The sequence below is a fragment of the Kitasatospora sp. NPDC101108 genome, from assembly GCF_055584725.1.
Window position 1 is genome coordinate 78,436 of record NZ_JBVJLM010000011.1, and the last position, 18,282, is coordinate 96,717.

General features: G+C 74.0%; 13 protein-coding genes, 1 pseudogene and 1 riboswitch. Of the genes and pseudogenes, 9 read left to right on the plus strand and 5 right to left on the minus strand.

The genetic code is table 11. From position 1 onward, the window contains the following. Positions 1–205, plus strand: a pseudogene (locus ACZ6Z8_RS23610) (hypothetical protein); the annotation flags it as partial. A 60-nt stretch (positions 206–265) separates the two neighbouring features. On the opposite strand, the gene ACZ6Z8_RS23615 reads toward ACZ6Z8_RS23610, so the two are convergent. The 3 genes from ACZ6Z8_RS23615 to ACZ6Z8_RS23625 form a co-directional block, all read right to left on the minus strand. Beyond that, complete coding sequence (locus tag ACZ6Z8_RS23615; protein ID WP_465612048.1) at positions 266–943, minus strand: YoaK family protein; 678 nt, start codon at positions 941–943, stop codon at positions 266–268. A 52-nt stretch (positions 944–995) separates the two neighbouring features. Then, the gene (locus tag ACZ6Z8_RS23620; RefSeq protein WP_465612049.1) at positions 996–1,730 is read right to left on the minus strand and encodes an MgtC/SapB family protein; all 735 of its coding nucleotides are present in this window, start codon (positions 1,728–1,730) and stop codon (positions 996–998) included. 157 nt (positions 1,731–1,887) lie between these two features. After that, positions 1,888–3,552: an NRAMP family divalent metal transporter gene (locus ACZ6Z8_RS23625; protein ID WP_465612050.1), complete on the minus strand. Its 1,665-nt coding sequence runs from the start codon at positions 3,550–3,552 to the stop codon at positions 1,888–1,890. A 358-nt stretch (positions 3,553–3,910) separates the two neighbouring features. Then, positions 3,911–4,087: riboswitch (M-box (ykoK) riboswitch) on the minus strand. A 176-nt stretch (positions 4,088–4,263) separates the two neighbouring features. On the opposite strand from ACZ6Z8_RS23625, the gene ACZ6Z8_RS23630 reads away from it, so the two are divergent. From ACZ6Z8_RS23630 to ACZ6Z8_RS23645, 4 genes are all read left to right on the plus strand, one after another. Then, positions 4,264–5,025, plus strand: a complete 762-nt coding sequence (locus tag ACZ6Z8_RS23630; RefSeq protein ID WP_465612217.1) for an ABC transporter ATP-binding protein — start codon at positions 4,264–4,266, stop codon at positions 5,023–5,025. Continuing rightward, complete coding sequence (locus ACZ6Z8_RS23635; RefSeq protein ID WP_465612051.1) at positions 5,022–7,763, plus strand: FtsX-like permease family protein; 2,742 nt, start codon at positions 5,022–5,024, stop codon at positions 7,761–7,763. Before ACZ6Z8_RS23630 ends, ACZ6Z8_RS23635 begins: the two co-directional genes overlap by 4 nt. A gap of 212 nt (positions 7,764–7,975) precedes the next feature. Beyond that, entirely contained in the window at positions 7,976–8,311 is a 336-nt protein-coding gene (locus tag ACZ6Z8_RS23640) for a BlaI/MecI/CopY family transcriptional regulator (RefSeq protein WP_465612218.1), read from the plus strand. Beyond that, on the plus strand, positions 8,308–9,228 hold the full coding sequence (locus tag ACZ6Z8_RS23645; protein ID WP_465612052.1) for a M56 family metallopeptidase: 921 nt from the start codon (positions 8,308–8,310) through the stop codon (positions 9,226–9,228). The genes ACZ6Z8_RS23640 and ACZ6Z8_RS23645 overlap by 4 nt, the downstream gene beginning before the upstream one ends. 97 nt (positions 9,229–9,325) lie before the next feature. Here ACZ6Z8_RS23645 and ACZ6Z8_RS23650 read toward each other — a convergent pair whose 3' ends face one another. Next, complete coding sequence (locus tag ACZ6Z8_RS23650; RefSeq protein WP_465612053.1) at positions 9,326–10,285, minus strand: GlxA family transcriptional regulator; 960 nt, start codon at positions 10,283–10,285, stop codon at positions 9,326–9,328. Positions 10,286–10,401: 116 nt separating this feature from the next. Here ACZ6Z8_RS23650 and ACZ6Z8_RS23655 point away from each other — a divergent pair, with 116 nt between their 5' ends. Continuing rightward, positions 10,402–11,358, plus strand: a complete 957-nt coding sequence (locus tag ACZ6Z8_RS23655) for an NADP-dependent oxidoreductase (protein WP_465612054.1) — start codon at positions 10,402–10,404, stop codon at positions 11,356–11,358. A 211-nt stretch (positions 11,359–11,569) separates the two neighbouring features. Here ACZ6Z8_RS23655 and ACZ6Z8_RS23660 read toward each other — a convergent pair whose 3' ends face one another. After that, the gene (locus ACZ6Z8_RS23660; protein ID WP_465612055.1) at positions 11,570–12,640 is read right to left on the minus strand and encodes a C40 family peptidase; all 1,071 of its coding nucleotides are present in this window, start codon (positions 12,638–12,640) and stop codon (positions 11,570–11,572) included. Positions 12,641–13,008: 368 nt separating this feature from the next. Here ACZ6Z8_RS23660 and ACZ6Z8_RS23665 point away from each other — a divergent pair, with 368 nt between their 5' ends. Genes ACZ6Z8_RS23665 through meaB form a run of 3 tightly spaced genes read left to right on the plus strand, consistent with a single transcriptional unit; the run spans position 13,009 to position 18,098 of the window. Further along, positions 13,009–14,877 carry a methylmalonyl-CoA mutase subunit beta gene (locus ACZ6Z8_RS23665; RefSeq protein WP_465612056.1) on the plus strand — a complete coding sequence of 623 codons (1,869 nt, stop codon included), beginning with the start codon at positions 13,009–13,011 and terminating at the stop codon, positions 14,875–14,877. Beyond that, positions 14,874–17,093, plus strand: coding sequence for a methylmalonyl-CoA mutase (gene scpA, locus ACZ6Z8_RS23670; RefSeq protein WP_465612057.1), 2,220 nt, complete (start codon positions 14,874–14,876; stop codon positions 17,091–17,093). Before ACZ6Z8_RS23665 ends, scpA begins: the two co-directional genes overlap by 4 nt. A gap of 12 nt (positions 17,094–17,105) precedes the next feature. Then, positions 17,106–18,098 carry a methylmalonyl Co-A mutase-associated GTPase MeaB gene (gene meaB / locus ACZ6Z8_RS23675; RefSeq protein WP_465612058.1) on the plus strand — a complete coding sequence of 331 codons (993 nt, stop codon included), beginning with the start codon at positions 17,106–17,108 and terminating at the stop codon, positions 18,096–18,098. The last annotated feature ends 184 nt before the right edge of the window (positions 18,099–18,282 follow it).

The following is an 18,282-nucleotide window of genomic DNA, read 5'->3' on the forward strand; positions in this document are numbered from 1 at the left end:
TGTGGAGCGGGCGCGCCGGGAACCGCCTGGAGGACTGAGCCGCTCGGCGGGGCCGGGACCGGCTTTCACCTCGCCCGGAGGGCTGACCGCCCTGCGGCTGCGCCTGAACGTGCTCGACCGCCGCGCCGAGGACGAGTGGACCGCCGACTGGGCCCGCCTGGAACCGCTGTGGAGCGGGCGCGCCGGGAACCGCCTGGAGGACTGAGCCGCTCGGCGGGGCCGGGACCGGCTTTCACCTCGCCCGGAGGGCTGACCGCCCTGCGCCTCAGCGCCGGTGCGTCCAGGCCGGGGCCGGGGTGGACCGGCCCGCGAGGTGGGTGAGGCCGGCGACGGCGACCAGCAGGGCGAAGGCCAGGGCCAGGGCGACGGGCACGGAGGCGTGGAGGACGAGGGCTGCGCCCAGGAGGGCACCCGCGAACATCCAGACGGCCGAGGCCAGTCGGCGCGAGCCGGTGAGGTCCGCGGCGAGGGCGGTGATGGTCATGGTGAGCACGGTGGTGGTCAGATCGGGGACCTTGAGCGAGCGGACCACCGCGTTCTGCCCGCCCATGGCGAGGGCGAGCAGCCCGATCAGGGTGTAGCGGGCCGTCTCCGAGCTGTGGCCGATCGCGGCCGCCAGGAGGATGCTCACCGCGACGAACACCGACTGGACGGCGACGGCGACGGTCAGCAGGCGCCCCCGGTGGCCGGACAGCCGCCGGAAGAGGTGGCCGCCGGCCAGGGCGCCGAGCAGGAAGGCGGCGAGGGCGGCCAGCGAGGCGGTGGCGGACAGCCCGGGGGCGCCGGCCAGGGCGAAGCCGAGGAACACCACGTTGCCGGTCATGTTGGCGACGAAGACGCGCCCGAGCGCCAGGTAGCTGACCGCGTCCACCACCCCGGTGACCACGGTCAGCACCAGCAGCATCGGCACCAGCGGCCCGTGCTCGGGGTCGGGTTTCGGCATCGGGCCTCCCGGAGGGTTCGTGTGACGGTCTTTCCGTTCTACATCAGCGCCGTCAGGCCAGCGCCGGGTTGCCCGGCTCGTCCGTCTCGTCGTCCAGGTGCCAGTGGAGGTCCCGCACGCCGGGCTCCAGGGACAGCCGGGTGACGACCTGTTCGAGGGCCGGGGCGACCTGGCCGCTGATCGCCACGGTGGCCCGCAGGCTGGTGGCGTCGCCCTGGTCGGTGCGGCGGGCGCGCAGGCCGGTGGGGGCGAGGCCGGAGGCGGTCAGGGCCTGGAGCAGCAGGGCGCGAATGTGGCTCTCGGCCTTGCGGTCGCACTCCAGGTGGACGGTGGCCCGGGAGGTGGAGTCCGGGTCGCTGCCGGACTGCGGGGCCCGGTCGAGCAGCCGCCCGGCCGGGCGCAGCACCAGGTGGACGGCGAGCACGGCGAGGGTGCCGAGGACGGCGAGGTCCAGCTTGCCGGAGGCGGCCAGCACCCCGACGGCGGCCGAGCACCACAGGGTGGCGGCGGTGTTGAGGCCGCGCACGCCCGCGCCGTCGCGCAGGATGACGCCACCGCCGAGGAAGCCGATGCCGGAGACGACGTAGGAGGCGACCCGGGTGGGGCTGCCGGTGTCGCCGACGGCCTCGCTGTACAGGACGAACAGGGTGGCCCCGGCGGCGACCAGGGCGTTGGTGCGCAGACCGGCCATCCGGGCGCGCCACTGGCGCTCGACGCCGATCAGCGCGCCGCAGGCGACGCCGGCGGCGAGCCGGACCAGGAACTCGACGGTGGTCAGGGTGTGCACGACGGCACCTCCTCCGGAGGATCCGCTGGACCCACGGGAGCCGCTGCGCTCACGGGAGTCGCTGCGCTCAGGGGAGTCGCGGGGAAGGCGGGCAAAGGGAACGGACGGGTGGCGAGCCGCTGCCCACCGCCCGTCCGTACGGGTCGCGACCGGTGGCTCAGTGGTTCAGAGCGGTCTGCACGATCTTGATGATGACCATGACCATCGCGATCAGCAGGTAGGCGCGCAGGGCCCCCATGCCGACCTTGCGGGCGGTGGACATCACCGGACGGCTCAGCGTCTCCAGCGGGGGCATCCGCCAGTCCTCGCGGCCGGTGCGGTCGATCGGGTCCTCCTTGGTGCCCCGCCGGCCGACGGTGAAGAAGTACCCGGCGACCAGGACGCCCGCGACCCCGCAGCCGCTCATGATCCACAGGATCGCACCGGAGCTGATGTCCGGCCAGACCACCGAGGCGGTGAGGATCAGCGAGAGCATCACCAGCACGCCGACCACCGTCGAGGTGAAGGCGTTGGTCCTCGGCCCGTTGGTCCACGGGCCGAGCACGGCCCGGTCGTTGCAGAGCAGCAGCAGGAAGACGGTGGCGGAGGGCAGCAGCACCCCGGCGAGCACCTGGACGAACTGGGTGATCAGGCCCTGGGTGTAGCCGTTGGAGAGCAGGGTGATCGCCGCCGCGACCACCACCAGGCCCGCGTACACCGCGTAGAAGCCCTTGGCGCCCTTGACCCCGCGGTGCAGCGAGTGCTTGATGCCGAAGACGTCGCCGATGGCGTAGGCGGTGGACAGCGAGACCGCGAAGGCGCCGATGATCGAGGCGTCCAGCAGGGCGATGGCGAACAGCACGCCCGCCAGGTGTCCGGCCTTGTCCTCGATGCCCTTGGCCACGGCGGCGGTGTCGGAGAACTGCCCGAAGCCGTCGGTGCCCGCGAAGGCCGCCGCCGTGAGGCCGATCAGCGCGGCCGCGCCGACGATGACCACGACGATCCCGATCCACAGGTCGACCTTCTCGTACTTCATGAAACGCGGGGTGATCCGCTTGTCGATGACGTACGACTGCTGGAAGAACAGCTGCCAGGGGGCGACGGTGGTGCCGACGATCGAGATGATGACCAGCATCACGGCGGCCAGCTGGCCGGCGCCGCCGGGCATGCTGGGCGTCACGAAGTCGTGGGCCATCTGCGAGGTCCTGGGGTGGACCATGAAGTAGATCGGGACCAGCAGCAGCGAGCCGACGCACAGCGTGATGGCGACCCGCTCGAAGCGCTGGAAGGAGCCGGTGAAGGCCGAGGCGATGATGATCGCCGCCGCCAGCACCACCGAGACGACCTTCGGCAGTCCGAGGTACCCGGCCGCCATGGTGACGCCGATGAACTCGGTGACCAGGGTGAGGGCGTTGAGCAGGAAGAGGTCGATGACGCTGAACGCGCCCCAGAACCTGCCGAAGCGCTCCAGGATGAGCCGGGCGTGGCCGACGCCGGTGACGGCGCCGAGGCGCAGCACCATCTCCTGGTTGACGTACAGCACGGGGACGAGCATCAGCAGGGTCCACAGCAGCTGGGTGCCGTAGTTCTGCCCGGCCTGGCCGTAGGTGGAGAAGGCGCCGGCGTCGTTGTCGCCGACCATCACGATCAGGCCGGGGCCGACGATCGCCAGCAGGGTCTTGAGCCGGGCGGAGAGTCCGCTGCGGGGGGTGGTGTCGTCGAGCCGGATGGTGCCGAGCGCGCCCTTGATGTCGCCGACGTGGGCGTCGTCGAGCACGGCGGACGGGACGGCGGGAGCGGTGTGGACCGTGGGGACCTTCGGGTCCAGCATCACGTTGGTCATGGCGGAGCCTCCCTGCCCTCTTCCTTGAGAGGGCGACAGGGGGCACGCAGCAGCGATCCTCCCTGCGGGCGCACGCCGTCCGCTCCGTACGGCGACGCTGAGCGGCGGCGGCCGTGCGGGCATGACGAAGCGTCAGGCGGCTTGCGTCCGGGCATGGTTGAGCACAGGACGAAGCGCCGGGTGAACGCGCAGGGAAGGTTGTTACCGCGTGCCGGAGGTGTTCGAGAGCATGCGAGGGTAGGGGCTACTGTGGCCCGGACTATTGCAGTCCATGTCTCTCGCCTCCTCCCGGTCGGGGGCGCACCGACTGTGCGCCGCGTCGCGACACGGCAAGGAGCACACCGGTCGACGAGGGACCGGTACACCCCAACTCGTCAGAGCTTTGGCACTCCACGGCGTGTCCAGCCGGATCGGCCGGAAGCCACTTGGGGTCAACCCTTAACTCGGGAAGACCTGTCCTGAACCTGGGCGTCTCTCGACGTCGTCGGGTCAGTGGCCTGTGTCCGTGAAGACGCCTCACCGAACGAGGTGCCTTTTCAAACCTCCAAAAGCATAGACCCGCCACAGCCGCCGCACGTCACCTTTTCGGCTGATCTTCGACAGCTTTGTAGAACCTTGACCGAACCGGGCCGGCTTGTGCATCCGCGCACGACATATATAGTTCACCGACATATACAGCTGACCAGCTCACGTGGGGGAACTGTGTCCCATATCGATCCGAGCCGGCCCGCACCCGTCCTGCAGCTGTCCGGGGTCTCCCGGGTGCACGGGCGCGGAGCCGCCGAGGTCCACGCCCTGCGCGGGATCGACCTGACCGTCCACCCGGGCGAGTTCGTCGCCGTGATGGGCCCGTCCGGCTCCGGGAAGTCGACCCTGCTGACCCTGGCCGGCGGGCTGGACCTGCCCAGCGACGGCCAGGTGCTCGTCGAAGGCGTGGCCCTCGGCGGGCTCGGCCGGGGCCGGCTCGCCGACCTGCGGCGGCGCTCCGTCGGGTACGTCTTCCAGGACTACAACCTGATCCCGGCGCTCACCGCCGCCGAAAACATCGCCCTGCCGCGCGAGCTCGACGGGGTCTCCGGCCGCACCGCCCGCCGGGAGGCGCTGGCCGCCCTGGAGGAACTGGGCATCGGCGGGCTCGCCGACCGGTTCCCGGACGACATGTCCGGCGGCCAGCAGCAGCGCGTCGCCATCGCCCGCGCCCTGATCGGCGAGCGCCGGCTCGTCCTCGCCGACGAGCCGACCGGCGCGCTGGACTCGGCCACCGGCGACGCCGTGCTCGCCGTGCTGCGCGCCCGCTGCGACGCCGGGGCGGCCGCCGTGATGGTCACCCACGAGGCCTCGCACGCCGGTTGGGCGGACCGGGTGGTCCACCTGCGGGACGGCGCGGTCGCCTCGGAGAGCACCGGGCGCCGCTCCGGCGGCTGCCAGGCCGCCGTCCACCGGCCCAACCACCTGGGCCAGGTGGTCCGGTGAGGTTCGGAGCGTGGAGGGTCGCGCTGCGGCTCGCCCGGCGCGACGCGCTGCGGGCCAAGGGGCGCAGCGCCCTGATCCTGGCCATGGTGGCACTGCCCGTCCTCGGGGTCACCGGCGCCGACGTGGTCCACCGCAGCGGTCAACTGACCCCGGCCGAACGGGTCGAGCGGGTGGTGGGCGGCGCTGACGCGCTGGTCACCGCGCTCAGCCCGGGCCGGAGCGTCGAACAGGCCCCGGTCGCCGAGGACGGCGCCTTCGCCGTCCAGCCCCGGCCCGGCGGGCAGCCGACGCCCGAGCAGCTGAAGGCCGCGGGCACCGATCCGGCCGCCCTGGTCACCTCGCTGCTGCCGCCCGGCAGCACCCTCACTCCCGCCCGGACCGGTCCGGAGACCGGCGCCAGCTCGCCCGAGGGCCTGGTCCGCACCCTGACCGCCGAGGCCGACCTCGGCGACCCGGTCTGGCGCGGCCGGCTGGACCTGGTCAAGGGCCGCGCCCCGGGCGCACCGCACGAACTGGCCGCCACCCAGGCCTTCCTGGACCACGCCGGGCTCTCGCTCGGCGGCACCACCACCGTCCAGGGGCTGGAAGGGAGCACCTTCACCGTCACCGGTGTGGTGGAGCACCCCGGCGACCTCGGCCGGGTCGAACTCGTCGCCAGGCCGGGCGAGTTGCTCGACCAACTGGCCGCCGCCGCGGAGCCCGGCAGCCCGGCTGCCGAGCGGGCGCGGGGCGAGCACCCGTCCTGGCTGGTGCACCTGCCGGGCGGGGGCGCCCTCGACTGGGCGCAGGTCCAGTGGTTCAACGCCCACGGCTACACCCTCACCGCGCGCTCGGTCGCGCTCGACCCGCCGCCGTACGGGGCCGTCCCCTACTTCCGGGACTCCACCACCTACCGCGACCCGGCCATCGGCAACAGCACCAGGGTCGTGGTCGCCACCGTCACCGGGATGGCGCTGCTGGAGGTCGCCCTGCTCGCCGGGCCGGCCTTCGCGGTCGGCGCCCGGCGCTCCCGCCGCCAGCTCGCGCTGCTGGGCGCGGCCGGCGGCCGGCGCTCGCACATCGGCGCGGTGGTGCTCGGCGGCGGACTGGTGCTGGGCCTGGCCGGAGCGGCGCTCGGCGTGGCCGTCGGCACCGGGCTGGTCGCGGCGCTGCGGCCGGTGATCGAGGAGGTCGGCGGCGCGCGCTTCGGACACTTCGCGCTGCCGGTCGCCGACCTGCTGGCGATCGCCGGGATCGGCCTGCTCACCGCGCTGCTCGCGGCCGCGCTGCCCGCCTGGCAGGCCGCCCGGCGCAGCGTCACCGCCGGACTCACCGGGCGGGACACCGTCCGCACGCCCAGCCGCCTGGTCACCGTGCTCGGCGTGGCGCTGGTCCTCGGGGGCGGTGCGATCGCGGTGTACGGCGCCGGCGCGGTGCAGCGCGGCCTGCCCGTGGTGAGCACCTACGACGCCCGTACGCTCACCGTGCTCGGCGGCTCGATCACCGCCGAACTCGGCCTGCTCGCCTGCACCCCGGTGCTGGTCGCCCTGTTCGGCCGGTTCGCCGGACGGCTGCCGCTCGGCCCCCGGCTGGCGCTGCGGGACTCCGCCCGCAACCGCTCGCGCACCGCGCCGGCCGTCGCCGCGGTGATGGCCGCGGTGGCCGGAGCCGTCGCCATCGGGGTGTACGGCACCAGTACGGACGCCGAGAACCGGCGCGACTACCGGCCGCAGGCCCCGTTCGGCGCCGTCCAGCTGATCAGCCACGACGACGGACCGAAGGCCGCCCAGCTGCCGGCCGAGGTGGAGAAGCAGCTGACCGGGCTCGGCGGGCGGGCCGACGTCGGCCAGCTGGTCTACCGGTTCTGCGACAACTGCTCCAGCACCGTCGTGCTCAAGGGACCGGCCGAGCCGCACCGGCTCGCCGACCCGCCGCGCGTCGCCACCGGGGACGCCTCCGTGCTGCACAACCTGTTCGACGTCCGCGATCCGGCGGCCGAACGAGCCCTGGCAGCCGGGAAGTTGCTGGTCTTCGACCGCTCGCTGATCGGCGCCGACGGCAAGGCCGTGCTGCTGCTGCGCGGGGGCGGCGGTGCGCCGCTGCAGCCCGGGCAGATCCCCGGGCCCGACCTCCGGGAAGTGCCGGTGGACGCGGTGCTGGTCGACGACCCGAACGCGGCCCGCTTCGCCCAGGGGCTGATGCCGACCGGCGCGCTGGCCGGGCTGGGCCTCGGCTCGGCGCCCCAGGGCTCGGTGTGGCGGCCGGCCACCCCGCCCGACCGCAAGGCGCAGCAGCGGGCCGCGGCCGCCGCCGCCCGGCTGGACCACTACGCCGAACTGACCGTCGAGCGCGGCTACCGGCCCAGGAGCGACGCGATCACCCTCGCCCTCACCGGCTTCGCCGGACTGGTCGTGCTCGGCGCGGCCGGGATCGCCACCGGGCTCGCGGCCGCCGACTCCCGGCAGGACCAGGCCACTCTGGCGGCCGTCGGCGCGCCGCCGCGGATCCGCCGGACCATGGCGGGCCTGCAGTGCGCGCTGATCGCCCTGCTCGGCGCGGTGCTCGGGGCGGCGAACGGGTTCGTCCCGGCGGTGGGGCTGCTGAAGTCCCGCGTCGGTGGGGCCGGTTCGCAGCCGGCGCTGATCACCGCGCCCTGGGGGGAACTGCTGCTGGTCGTGCTGGTGCTGCCGGTGGTGGCGGGGCTGCTCGCGGCGCTGTTCACCCGCTCGCGGGTGGCGCTCGGGCGGCGGCTGTCCTGATCGCCGTTCGAGCACGTCAGGCACTCCTTGACCACCGGGTGGCCACCACTGCCCGGACTCCGTGGGCGCCCGCTCCCCTCACCCGGGGGCGGGCGCCCGGCGCGGCGCCGTAGCATGGGCCGCGTTCCAGCGGGCGAAGGGCGCCGGCGGAGGGTTCGGCGAGGGAGACGAGGGCGGTGCTACGGGGTTTCGGCGATCTCGAAGCCGAGATCATGGACCGGCTCTGGACCTGGGGCCGTCCGGCCACGGTGCGCGAGGTGGTCGACGACCTCCAGCAGCAGCGGGCGGTCGCGTACACCACCGTCACCACCGTCGCCGACATCCTGCACACCAAGGGCTGGCTGCGCCGGGACAAGGTCGGCCGCGCCTGGGTGTACGAGCCGACCTGCACCCGGGAGGCATACACCGCCCAGCTGATGCACCAGGCGCTGGAGACCAGCCCGGACCGGGCCGGCGCGCTGCTGCACTTCGTCGACCGGATCAGCGGGGACGAGGCGTCCGCGCTGATCGCCGCCCTCGAACAGGTGAAGGCCCGGGACGCCGGGTGACGCTCGCCCTGCTCGGCCTCCACCTGGCCGTGACCGGCGTGCTGCTGCCCCGCCGGCTGGCCGGCTCCGCCCGGCTCCAGGCCCGCCCCACGCTCGGCGCGGCCCTGTGGCTGGCGCTGATGGCCTCCTTCACCGTCGCCCTGGTCCTGGCCGGGCACCACGCCGTCGAGCCCGCCGCGCACGAGCCGGCCGGGCTGATCGGGCTGATCGGGCTGATCTCCCACCTCGAACCGACCGGGCCGGTGCTGCCCCACACCCATGACTGGTGGCTGCTGGCTACGGCCGGGGCGGTGCTCACCGCACTGGTGGCCGTCGTCGGCGTGCGGACCGGGCGGGCCCGGCGGCGGCACCGGGCGGTGCTGGACGTGGTCGCCGTACCGGACCGCCGCTGGGGTGCGCTGGTGCTGGAGCACGCCCACCCGACCGTCTACTGCCTGCCGGGGCGCCGCTCCCGGGTCGTGCTGTCGCGCGGCGCGCTGCGCCTGCTGGACGAGCGGCAACTGGCCGCGGCCGTCGCCCACGAGCACGGGCACATCCGCGGCCGCCACCACCTCTTCCGGTTGCCCGCCGACACCTTCGCCCTGCTGTTCGGGCCGCTGCCGCTGGCCCGGCTGGGGCGCTCGGAGGTCGCACTGCTGCTGGAGATGGCGGCGGACGACGCGGCGCTGGCGAAGGTGTCCCGCAGCGAACTGGCGTCGGCGCTCTGCGCGTTGGCCACCTCGGCGTCCGGGGCGGCGTCGGGGTCCGGGGCGGCATCGGGCGGGACGTCGTTCGGAGTCGCCTCCACCGGGGTGCTCCCCAGGGTCCGCCGGCTGGCCCGGCCGGGCAACGGCCGGCGGCACCGACTGGCGTGGTGGGTCGGGCTGTTGGTGCTCCCCGCACTGCCGTACCTGCTGGCCTGCGCGCCGCGTCCGTGAGCCGTCCGGCGCCGGCGAACCGGCAGCGGACGGGATGGCTCCCGCAGTGCGGGCCGGACAGGCCCTGGCGCCTTCGATGCACGCAGTCGTCCGGTCGTCAGGCCGGGTGGAAGGTCCGCCGGTAGGCCTGCGGGCTCACGCCGATGGCGGCGCGCAGGTGCTGGCGCAGCGAGGCACCGGTGCCCAGGCCGGAGCGCTGGGCGACCAACGGGACGGTCCAGTCCGTCGTCTCCAGGTAGTGCCGGGCGAGGTCGAGGCGCTGGGCGGTGAGCCACTGGGCGGGGGTCGTACCGGTCTCCTCACGGAAGCGGCGGGAGAAGGTGCGCACGCTGGTGTGGGCATGGGCGGCCAGGTCGGCGAGGGTGAGCGGTTCGGCGAGGCTTTCCAGGGCCCAGGCCTGGGTGGCGGCCGTGGTGGCGGAGGAGGGTTCGGGGACGGGGCGGCGGATGTACTGTGCCTGGCCGCCGTCGCGCCAGGGCGGGACGATGCAGGAGCGGGCGACCTCGTTGGCGACCCGGCTGCCGTGGTCACGGCGGACCAGGTGCAGGCACAGGTCGATGCCGGCGGCGACCCCGGCCGAGGTCAGCACGTCGCCGTCGTCGACGAACAGGACGTCCGGGTCGATCCGGGCGGTGGTGAACATCCGTTGCAGCCGGTCGGCCTCCCGCCAGTGGGTGGTGGCCCGGCGCCGGTCGAGCAGGCCGGCCGCGGCCAGCACGTAGCTCGCGGTGCAGATGCCGACGATCCGGGTGCCGGGGCGGATCGCGGCCAGCGCGGTGCGCAGCGGCTCCGGCAGGGTGCCGTGTTCGCGGATGTCGCCGAGCGAATCCGAGGGCGGGATGACGACGGTGTCGACCTCGGCCAGCAGCCCGGCGTCCCGGCCGACCGCCAGGTGGAAGTCGGCGGCGGTGCGGACCGGCCCGCCGTCCAGGCCGCAGGTGGTGACGGTGTAGAGCGGACTGTCCGTCTCGTCCCGGGCGGTGCCGAAGATCCGGGCCGGGATGCCGAGTTCGAAGGGGAAGACGCCGTCCAGGGCGAGTACGCCGACGTGGTGCATGGCCGGATCCTTTCACCATGTGGCCATCGCGCCACCACCGGGGGCGGCCGCGTCCCGGCACGCTGGCGGCACCACCCCCGGTCAGCAGGCCGGGCCGACGACCACGAGGAGCCCCGATGCCCGACACCATGCGCGCGATCTCGCAGGACACCGCCGGAGGCCCGGAGGTGCTGCGGTGGGTGGAGACCGCCCGCCCCGAGCCGGGCCGCGGGGAGATCCTGGTCCGGGTGCACGCGGCCGGCGTCAACCCGGCCGACTGGAAGACCCGTTCGCGCGGCACCACGCCCACCGGCGGCACCACGCCGTTCATCCTCGGCTGGGACGTCTCGGGCGTGGTCGAGGCGGTCGGCTACGGGGTGACGGTCTTCCGGCCCGGTGACGAGGTGTACGGGATGCCGCGTTTCCCGCACGCCGCGGGCGGCTACGCCGAGTACCTGGCGGCCCCTGCCAGGCATTTCGCGCCCAAGCCCCGCGGTCTGAGCCACCACGAGGCGGCCGCCCTGCCGCTCGCCGCGCTCACCGCCTGGCAGGCCCTGGTGGACACCGCCGGGCTGCGCCCCGGGCAGCGGGTGCTGGTGCACGCGGCCGCGGGGGGCGTCGGCCACCTCGCCGTCCAGATCGCCAAGGACCGCGGCGCGTACGTGATCGGCACCGCGCGCGCCGCCAAGCACGGCCTGCTGCGCGAGCTGGGCGCGGACGAACTGGTCGACTACCGCACCCAGGACGTCGCCGAGGCCGTCCGGGAGGTCGACGTGGTGCTGGACCCGATCGGCGGACTGAACTGGGCCCGCTCCCTGCGCTCGCTGCGGCCGGGCGGCACCCTGGTCTCCATCACGCCGCCGACCGACGCCTTCCCGCCGGCCGAGGCCGAGGCCGCGGGCGTCCGGGCCGTCTTCATGCTGGTCGAGCCGGACCGGCAGGGCCTGCTGGAGGTCTCCCGGCTGGTCGAGTCCGGCCGGCTGCGGGTCTTGCTCGACACCGTCCTGCCGCTGGAGCGGGCCGCCGACGCCCACCGCCTCGGCGAACGGGGCCGCACCACCGGCAAGATCGTCCTGTCCGTGGCCGGCGGGTGAGGCGCGCGGGCTGGGGCGCCCGCCACGGAGCCACCGGCCCCCGGGCGCCTTCAGGGCCTGCTGATGCCGATGACGACGTGGTGGAACGGAATCGGCCCGCCGACCGCGTCCCGCACCCGTCCGGGAGCCGACCACGGCCCCCCGGACCGGCCAAGTCGCCGCCGTCAGCCCGCCGTTGTGGCGGCCGGGCGCCACTGTCGGCGGGCCGGTGTCACGGGCGGACGGCGCCCATGTAGGGCATCGCGGAGATCGGCAGGACCTCGACGTTCTTGCCGGTGCGCGGGGCGTGGATCATCTTGCCGTCGCCGATGTAGAGGCCGACGTGGTGGATGTCGCTGTAGAAGAAGACCAGGTCGCCGGGCTGGAGGGCGTCGCGGGAGATGCGCGGGCCGTCGTTCCACTGGTCCTGCGACATCCGGGAGATCGTCACGCCGGCCGCCTTGTACGCCTGACTGGTGAGACCGGAGCAGTCGAAGGTGTCCGGGCCGCTCTTGCCCCAGCCGTACGGCTTGCCCAGCTGGGCCTGGGCGAACGCGATGATGGTGGCGGCGCGGCCGCTGGCGGGCGGGGCCGGGGTGCTCAGGTCCTGGCGGGCCGAGGAGCGGGAGGCGCGGTCGGTGGCGGCCGCCTGCTGGGCCTCGGCCTTGGCCTTGTCGGCGGCCTGCTGGGCGTTGACCTTGGCGCGGTCCTCGGCTCCCAGCTTGTTGAGCATGGCCTGCGCCTCGGACAGCTTGGTCTGGATCTGCTGCTTCTTCGCCGCCAGCTCGGTGCCGACCGAGTCGAGCTGGGCGAGCGTGGCGGTGGCCTCGGCGCGGTCCTGGTCGAGCTTGCGCTGCTCGTCCTGGGCCTGCTTGAGCAGGGACGCCTGGCCGTCGGTGACCTGGTTCTGCACCGCGGCGCGCTCCAGGTAGGCCGCCGGGTCGGAGTCGAGCATCAGCTGGACGGACGGGTCGATGCCGTTGTTGCGGTACTGGTCGGCCGCGACCGCGCCGAGCCGGGTCCGCAGCTCGTTCATCGCCTCCTGGCCGCGGGCGACCTTCTCCTGGATCGTGTTGGCCGCGCTCTGCAGCTTCTGCTGCTTGTCCTGGAAGCCGTTGTACTGCTCGACGGACTGCTCGGCCTCCTCGTTGAGCTTGTCCACCTGCTCCTTGACGGAGGCGAGGGTCGGGGTCGGCTCGGCCTGGGCGGTGCCGGCGGCGAGCACCGCTCCGCCGGCCATCGCCGTGGTGAGGACCGCCATGCGGGCCCGGCTCGGGGGGCTGGGCTTGCGGCGCTTTCCCATCGCGGTGGGCTCCTTCGAGGGGCTTAGGACTGCGTCGGGGACGTCCTGGGGCAGCTCGGGGACGTCTTCGGAGGGCGCCGGACGGCGCCGGGGGACGGCGAAGGACGGCGTCGGGGGATGGCGAAGGACGGGCGGAGCCGTACGGGGGATGCCAGCCCCGCCCGCCTTCTTCGAAGTAACTTAATAGATGAGTGGCCCGGTTCCGCAATCCCCCCGTCGCAACGCCGTTGACCCCGTGATGGAGAGTTGGTGCGGCACCCCTCTTGACACTCCACGGCGGAAGGAGTGCAAAAGGTTCGCCAAAGCGAGAACAAGCTCACACGCGCCGCCCCTCCTGCGGGCATGCAAACGGGCGCTAACCTGCGCACATGAAGGTCCCGCCCGAAAGGCTCCCCCTCGCCGCCGAGTTCCCGGCCGCGCACCGTGAGCAGTGGCAGCAGCTCGTCGAGGGTGTGCTGCGCAAGTCCGGTGCCCAGCCCGAGGACGGCGCCGCCGCCGAGCAGGCGCTCACCACCGCGCTCCCGGACGGGCTGCGCGCCCGACCGCTGTACACCGCCGAGGACACCTCGGCCGAGCCCGGATTCCCCGGCTTCCCGCCGTTCGTCCGCGGCGGCCGCCCGCAGGGCTCCGCGGCCTCCGGGTGGGACGTACGCCAGCGGCACGCCGACCCGGACCGCCGGCGCACCAACGAGGCCGTGCTGGCCGACCTGGAGCACGGCGTCGGCTCGCTCTGGCTGGAGCTGGGCGGTACCGGCCTGCCGGTCGCCGCCCTGCCCGAGGCGCTCACCGGGGTGTACCTGGACCTGGCCGCCGTCGCGCTCGACGCCGGGGCCGAATTCACCGAAGCCGCCGAGCAGTTGTTCAAGCTGTACGAGGAGCGCGAGGTCTCCCCCGGCTCCGCCGCCGGCAACCTCGGCGCCGACCCGCTCGGCCTCCAGGCCCGCACCGGCGAGGCGGACGGCACCGGGGCGCTGCTCGCCGAGGCCACCGCGCTCGCCGCCCGCTGCGCCGAGGGCTACCCGAACGTCCGGGCGCTCACCGTCGACGCCCTGCCGTACCACGAGGCCGGCGCCTCCCCCGCCCAGGAGCTGGGCTGCGCGCTCGCCACCGGCGTCGCCTACCTGCGCGCGCTGACCGCCGCCGGACTGTCCGTGGACGCCGCGCTCGGCCAGCTGGAGTTCCGCTTCGCCGCGGACGCCGACCAGTTCCTGACCATCGCCAAGTTCCGTGCCGCCCGCCGCCTGTGGGCCCGGGTCGCCGAGGTGTCCGGCGCCTCCGCCGAGGCCTCGGCGCAGCGTCAGCACGCCGTCACCTCCACGGTGATGATGACCGCCCGCGACCCGTGGGTGAACATGCTGCGCACCACCGTGGCCTGCCTGGCCGCCGGGGTCGGCGGCGCCGACGCCGTCACCGTGCTGCCCTTCGACAGCGCGCTCGGCCTGCCCGACGCCTTCGCCCGCCGGATCGCCCGCAACACCCAGTCGATCCTGCTGGAGGAGTCCCACCTGGCCCGGGTGATCGACCCGGCCGGCGGCTCCTGGTACGTCGAGCAGCTGGGCGAGGAGCTGGCGCAGGCCGCCTGGGCCTGGTTCCAGGAGATCGAGCGGGCCGGCGGCCAGCAGGCCGCCCTCGGCTCCGGCCTGGTCGGCGAGCGGATCGCCGCGACCTGGGCGGAGCGCTCCACGAAGCTCGCCAAGCGGCGCGAACCGGTCACCGGCGTCAGCGAGTTCCCCCACCTGGACGAGCAGCCGCTGGTCCGCGAGCCGGCCCCGGCGGCGCCGGGCGGCGGCCTGCCGCGGGTGCGCCGCGCCGAGGCGTACGAGGCGCTGCGGGACCGCTCGGACGCCTTCCTGGCGGAGCACGGCCACCGCCCGAAGCTGTTCCTGGCCTCGGTCGGCACCGCCGCCGCGCACACCGCGCGCACCACCTTCGCGGCCAACCTGTTCCAGGCCGGCGGCATCGCCACCGTCGCCGCCGAGGGCGTCGACCCGGCCGCGTTCGCGTCGGCCTTCGCCGAGTCCGGTGCCACCGTCGCCTGCCTGTGCTCCAGCGACGCCCTGTACGGCGAGCACGCCGCGGCGGTCGCCGGCGCCCTGAGGGCGGTCGGCGCCCAGCGGGTGCTGCTGGCCGGGCGGCTCGGCGAACTTCCCGCCGGAGTGGACGAGTTCATCTACGCGGGCGGGGACGCGATCGCCGTCCTGACCTCCCTGCTGGACCAGATCGGAGTTGCTCGATGATCCCCGACTTCACCGGAATCGAGCTGGACGGCGGCACCGCCGGGGGCGACGGCGACAGCGCGGTCTCCGACGCCCAGTGGCAGGCCGCCTGGCGCCGGGTCACCGGCAAGGACGTCGACGAGCTGGTCTGGGAAACCCCCGAGGGCATCGGCGTCAAGCCGCTGTACACCGCGGCCGACCTGGCCGGACTGGACTTCCTGGAGACGTACCCCGGCATCGCTCCGTACCTGCGCGGGCCGTACCCGACCATGTACGTCAACCAGCCGTGGACCGTCCGCCAGTACGCGGGCTTCTCCACCGCCGAGGAGTCCAACGCCTTCTACCGCCGCAACCTGGCCGCCGGTCAGAAGGGCCTCTCGGTCGCCTTCGACCTGCCGACCCACCGCGGGTACGACAGCGACCACCCGCGCGTCACCGGCGACGTCGGCATGGCGGGCGTCGCCATCGACTCGATCTACGACATGCGCCAGCTGTTCGACGGCATCCCGCTGGACAGGATGTCGGTGTCGATGACCATGAACGGCGCGGTGCTGCCCGTCCTGGCGCTGTACATCGTCGCGGCCGAGGAGCAGGGCGTACCGCCGGAGAAGCTCGCGGGGACCATCCAGAACGACATCCTCAAGGAGTTCATGGTCCGCAACACGTACATCTACCCGCCGCAGCCGTCGATGCGGATCATCTCGGACATCTTCGCGTACACCTCGCAGAAGATGCCGCGGTACAACTCGATCTCCATCTCCGGTTACCACATCCAGGAGGCCGGGGCCACGGCCGACCTGGAGCTGGCCTACACTCTGGCCGACGGGGTGGAGTACCTGCGCGCGGGCCTGGACGTGGGCCTGGACGTGGACGCCTTCGCGCCACGGCTGTCGTTCTTCTGGGCGATCGGCATGAACTTCTTCATGGAGGTCGCCAAGCTGCGCGCGGCCAGGCTGCTGTGGGCCAAGCTGGTCAGGCAGTTCGACCCGAAGAACGCCAAGTCCCTTTCGCTGCGCACCCATTCGCAGACCTCGGGCTGGTCGCTGACCGCCCAGGACGTGTTCAACAACGTCACGCGGACCTGCGTCGAGGCGATGGCCGCCACCCAGGGCCACACCCAGTCGCTGCACACCAACGCCCTCGACGAGGCGCTGGCGCTGCCCACCGACTTCTCCGCCCGCATCGCCCGCAACACCCAGCTGCTGCTCCAGCAGGAGTCCGGCACCTGCCGGGTGATCGACCCGTGGGGCGGCTCGGCGTACGTCGAGAAGCTGACCCACGACCTCGCCGCCAGGGCCTGGCAGCACATCCAGGAGGTCGAGGCGGCCGGCGGCATGGCCAAGGCCATCGACGCGGGCATCCCGAAGATGCGCGTCGAGGAGGCCGCCGCCCGCACCCAGGCGCGGATCGACTCCGGCCGCCAGCCGGTGATCGGCGTCAACAAGTACCGGGTCGAGAGCGACGAGCAGATCGACGTCCTCAAGGTCGACAACTCCGCGGTGCGCGCCCGGCAGATCGAGAAGCTCCGGCGGCTGCGCGAGGAGCGCGACGAGGCGGTGTGCCAGGACGCGCTGCGCGCGCTGACGGCGGCCGCCGAGGCCGGCCCGCAGCGCGGCGGCTCGCTGGACGGCAACCTGCTGCACCTGGCCGTCAACGCGGCCCGGGCCAAGGCCACCGTCGGCGAGATCTCGGACGCCCTGGAGAAGGTGTACGGCCGCCACTCCGGCCAGATCCGTACCATCTCCGGTGTGTACCGAGACGAAGCGGGCCCGTCGGCTCCCCTCCAGCGCACCCGCGACCTGGTCGAGCGGTTCGAGCAGGCCGAGGGCCGCCGTCCGCGCATCCTGGTCGCCAAGATGGGCCAGGACGGCCACGACCGCGGCCAGAAGGTGATCGCCACCGCGTTCGCGGACCTGGGCTTCACGGTCGACGTCGGCCCGCTGTTCCAGACCCCGGCCGAGGTCGCCCGCCAGGCCGTCGAGGCCGACGTGCACATCGTGGGTGTCTCGTCGCTGGCCGCCGGTCATCTGACGTTGGTTCCCGCGCTGCGCGCCGAGCTCGCCGAGGCGGGGCGCGCGGACATCACCATCGTGGTCGGCGGGGTCATCCCCCCGCAGGACTTCGACGCGCTGTACGAGGCGGGCGCCGCGGCCGTGTTCGGCCCGGGCACGGTGATCCCGGACGCGGCGTACGACCTGCTGACGGCACTGGCGGCCGACCTCGGCCACGAGCTGTGATCGCCTGATCGTATGCCTCCGCGGACGATCGACCTCGACAGCTACGTGACGGGTGTCCTCGACGGCTCGCGCGCCTGGATCGCGCGCGCCGTCACCCTCGTCGAGTCCACCCGGCCCGACCACCGCGCGCTCGCGCAGCAGCTGCTGCAGCGGCTGCTGCCGCACGCGGGCGGGGCGGTCCGGGTGGGCATCACGGGGGTGCCCGGAGTCGGCAAGTCGACCTTCATCGACTCCTTCGGGACGATGCTGACCGGGCTGGGCCACCGGGTCGCGGTGCTCGCCGTCGACCCGACGTCCAGCCGGACGGGCGGGTCCATCCTGGGCGACAAGACCCGGATGGAGCGGCTGGCGGTGGATCCCGCCGCCTTCGTCCGGCCGTCGCCGACCTCCGGGACGCTCGGCGGGGTCGCCAAGGCCACCCGGGAGTCGATGGTGGTCATGGAGGCGGCCGGGTACGACGTGGTGCTCATCGAGACGGTGGGCGTCGGGCAGTCGGAGACGGCGGTGGCGGGAATGGTGGACACCTTCCTGCTGCTCAGCCTGGCCCGGACCGGGGACCAGCTGCAGGGCATCAAGAAGGGCGTGCTGGAGCTGGCGGACGTCATCGCGGTCAACAAGGCGGACGGCCCGCACGAGCGGGACGCCCGCGCCGCTGCCCGCGAACTGGCCGGTGCCCTGCGGCTGTTGCAGGCCCCGGACGCGGCGTGGACACCGCCGGTGCTCACCTGCAGCGGGCTCGACGGGGCCGGGCTGGACGTGCTGTGGGAGCGGTTGCAGCAGCACAGGAAGGTGCTGGACGCGACGGGCGCGCTGGCGGCCAAGCGGCGGGAGCAGCAGGTCGAGTGGACGTGGTCGATGGTCCACGACCAGCTGTACGCCCGGCTGCACGAGCACCCGGAGGTGCGGCGGCTCGCCCCGTCACTGGAGGCCGAGGTGCGCGCCGGTACGCTGCCGGCGGGGCTGGCGGCGCAGCGGATCCTGGACAGCTTCTTCGGTACGTCCTGAGGGGCGCGCGGAGGACCGGTGGACGCGGCACCCCCGGTGGATCATGCCCGGTGGAACGGTGACCCGGGTGCCACTACGCCACCTCACAGAGCGAGTTGAGGCCCTGCGCCGTGTCCCACCCATGGGTGGGACACGGCGCATACGGCGTGGCTGGACCACCCGTCGAACTCCTGGCCCTTGCGAT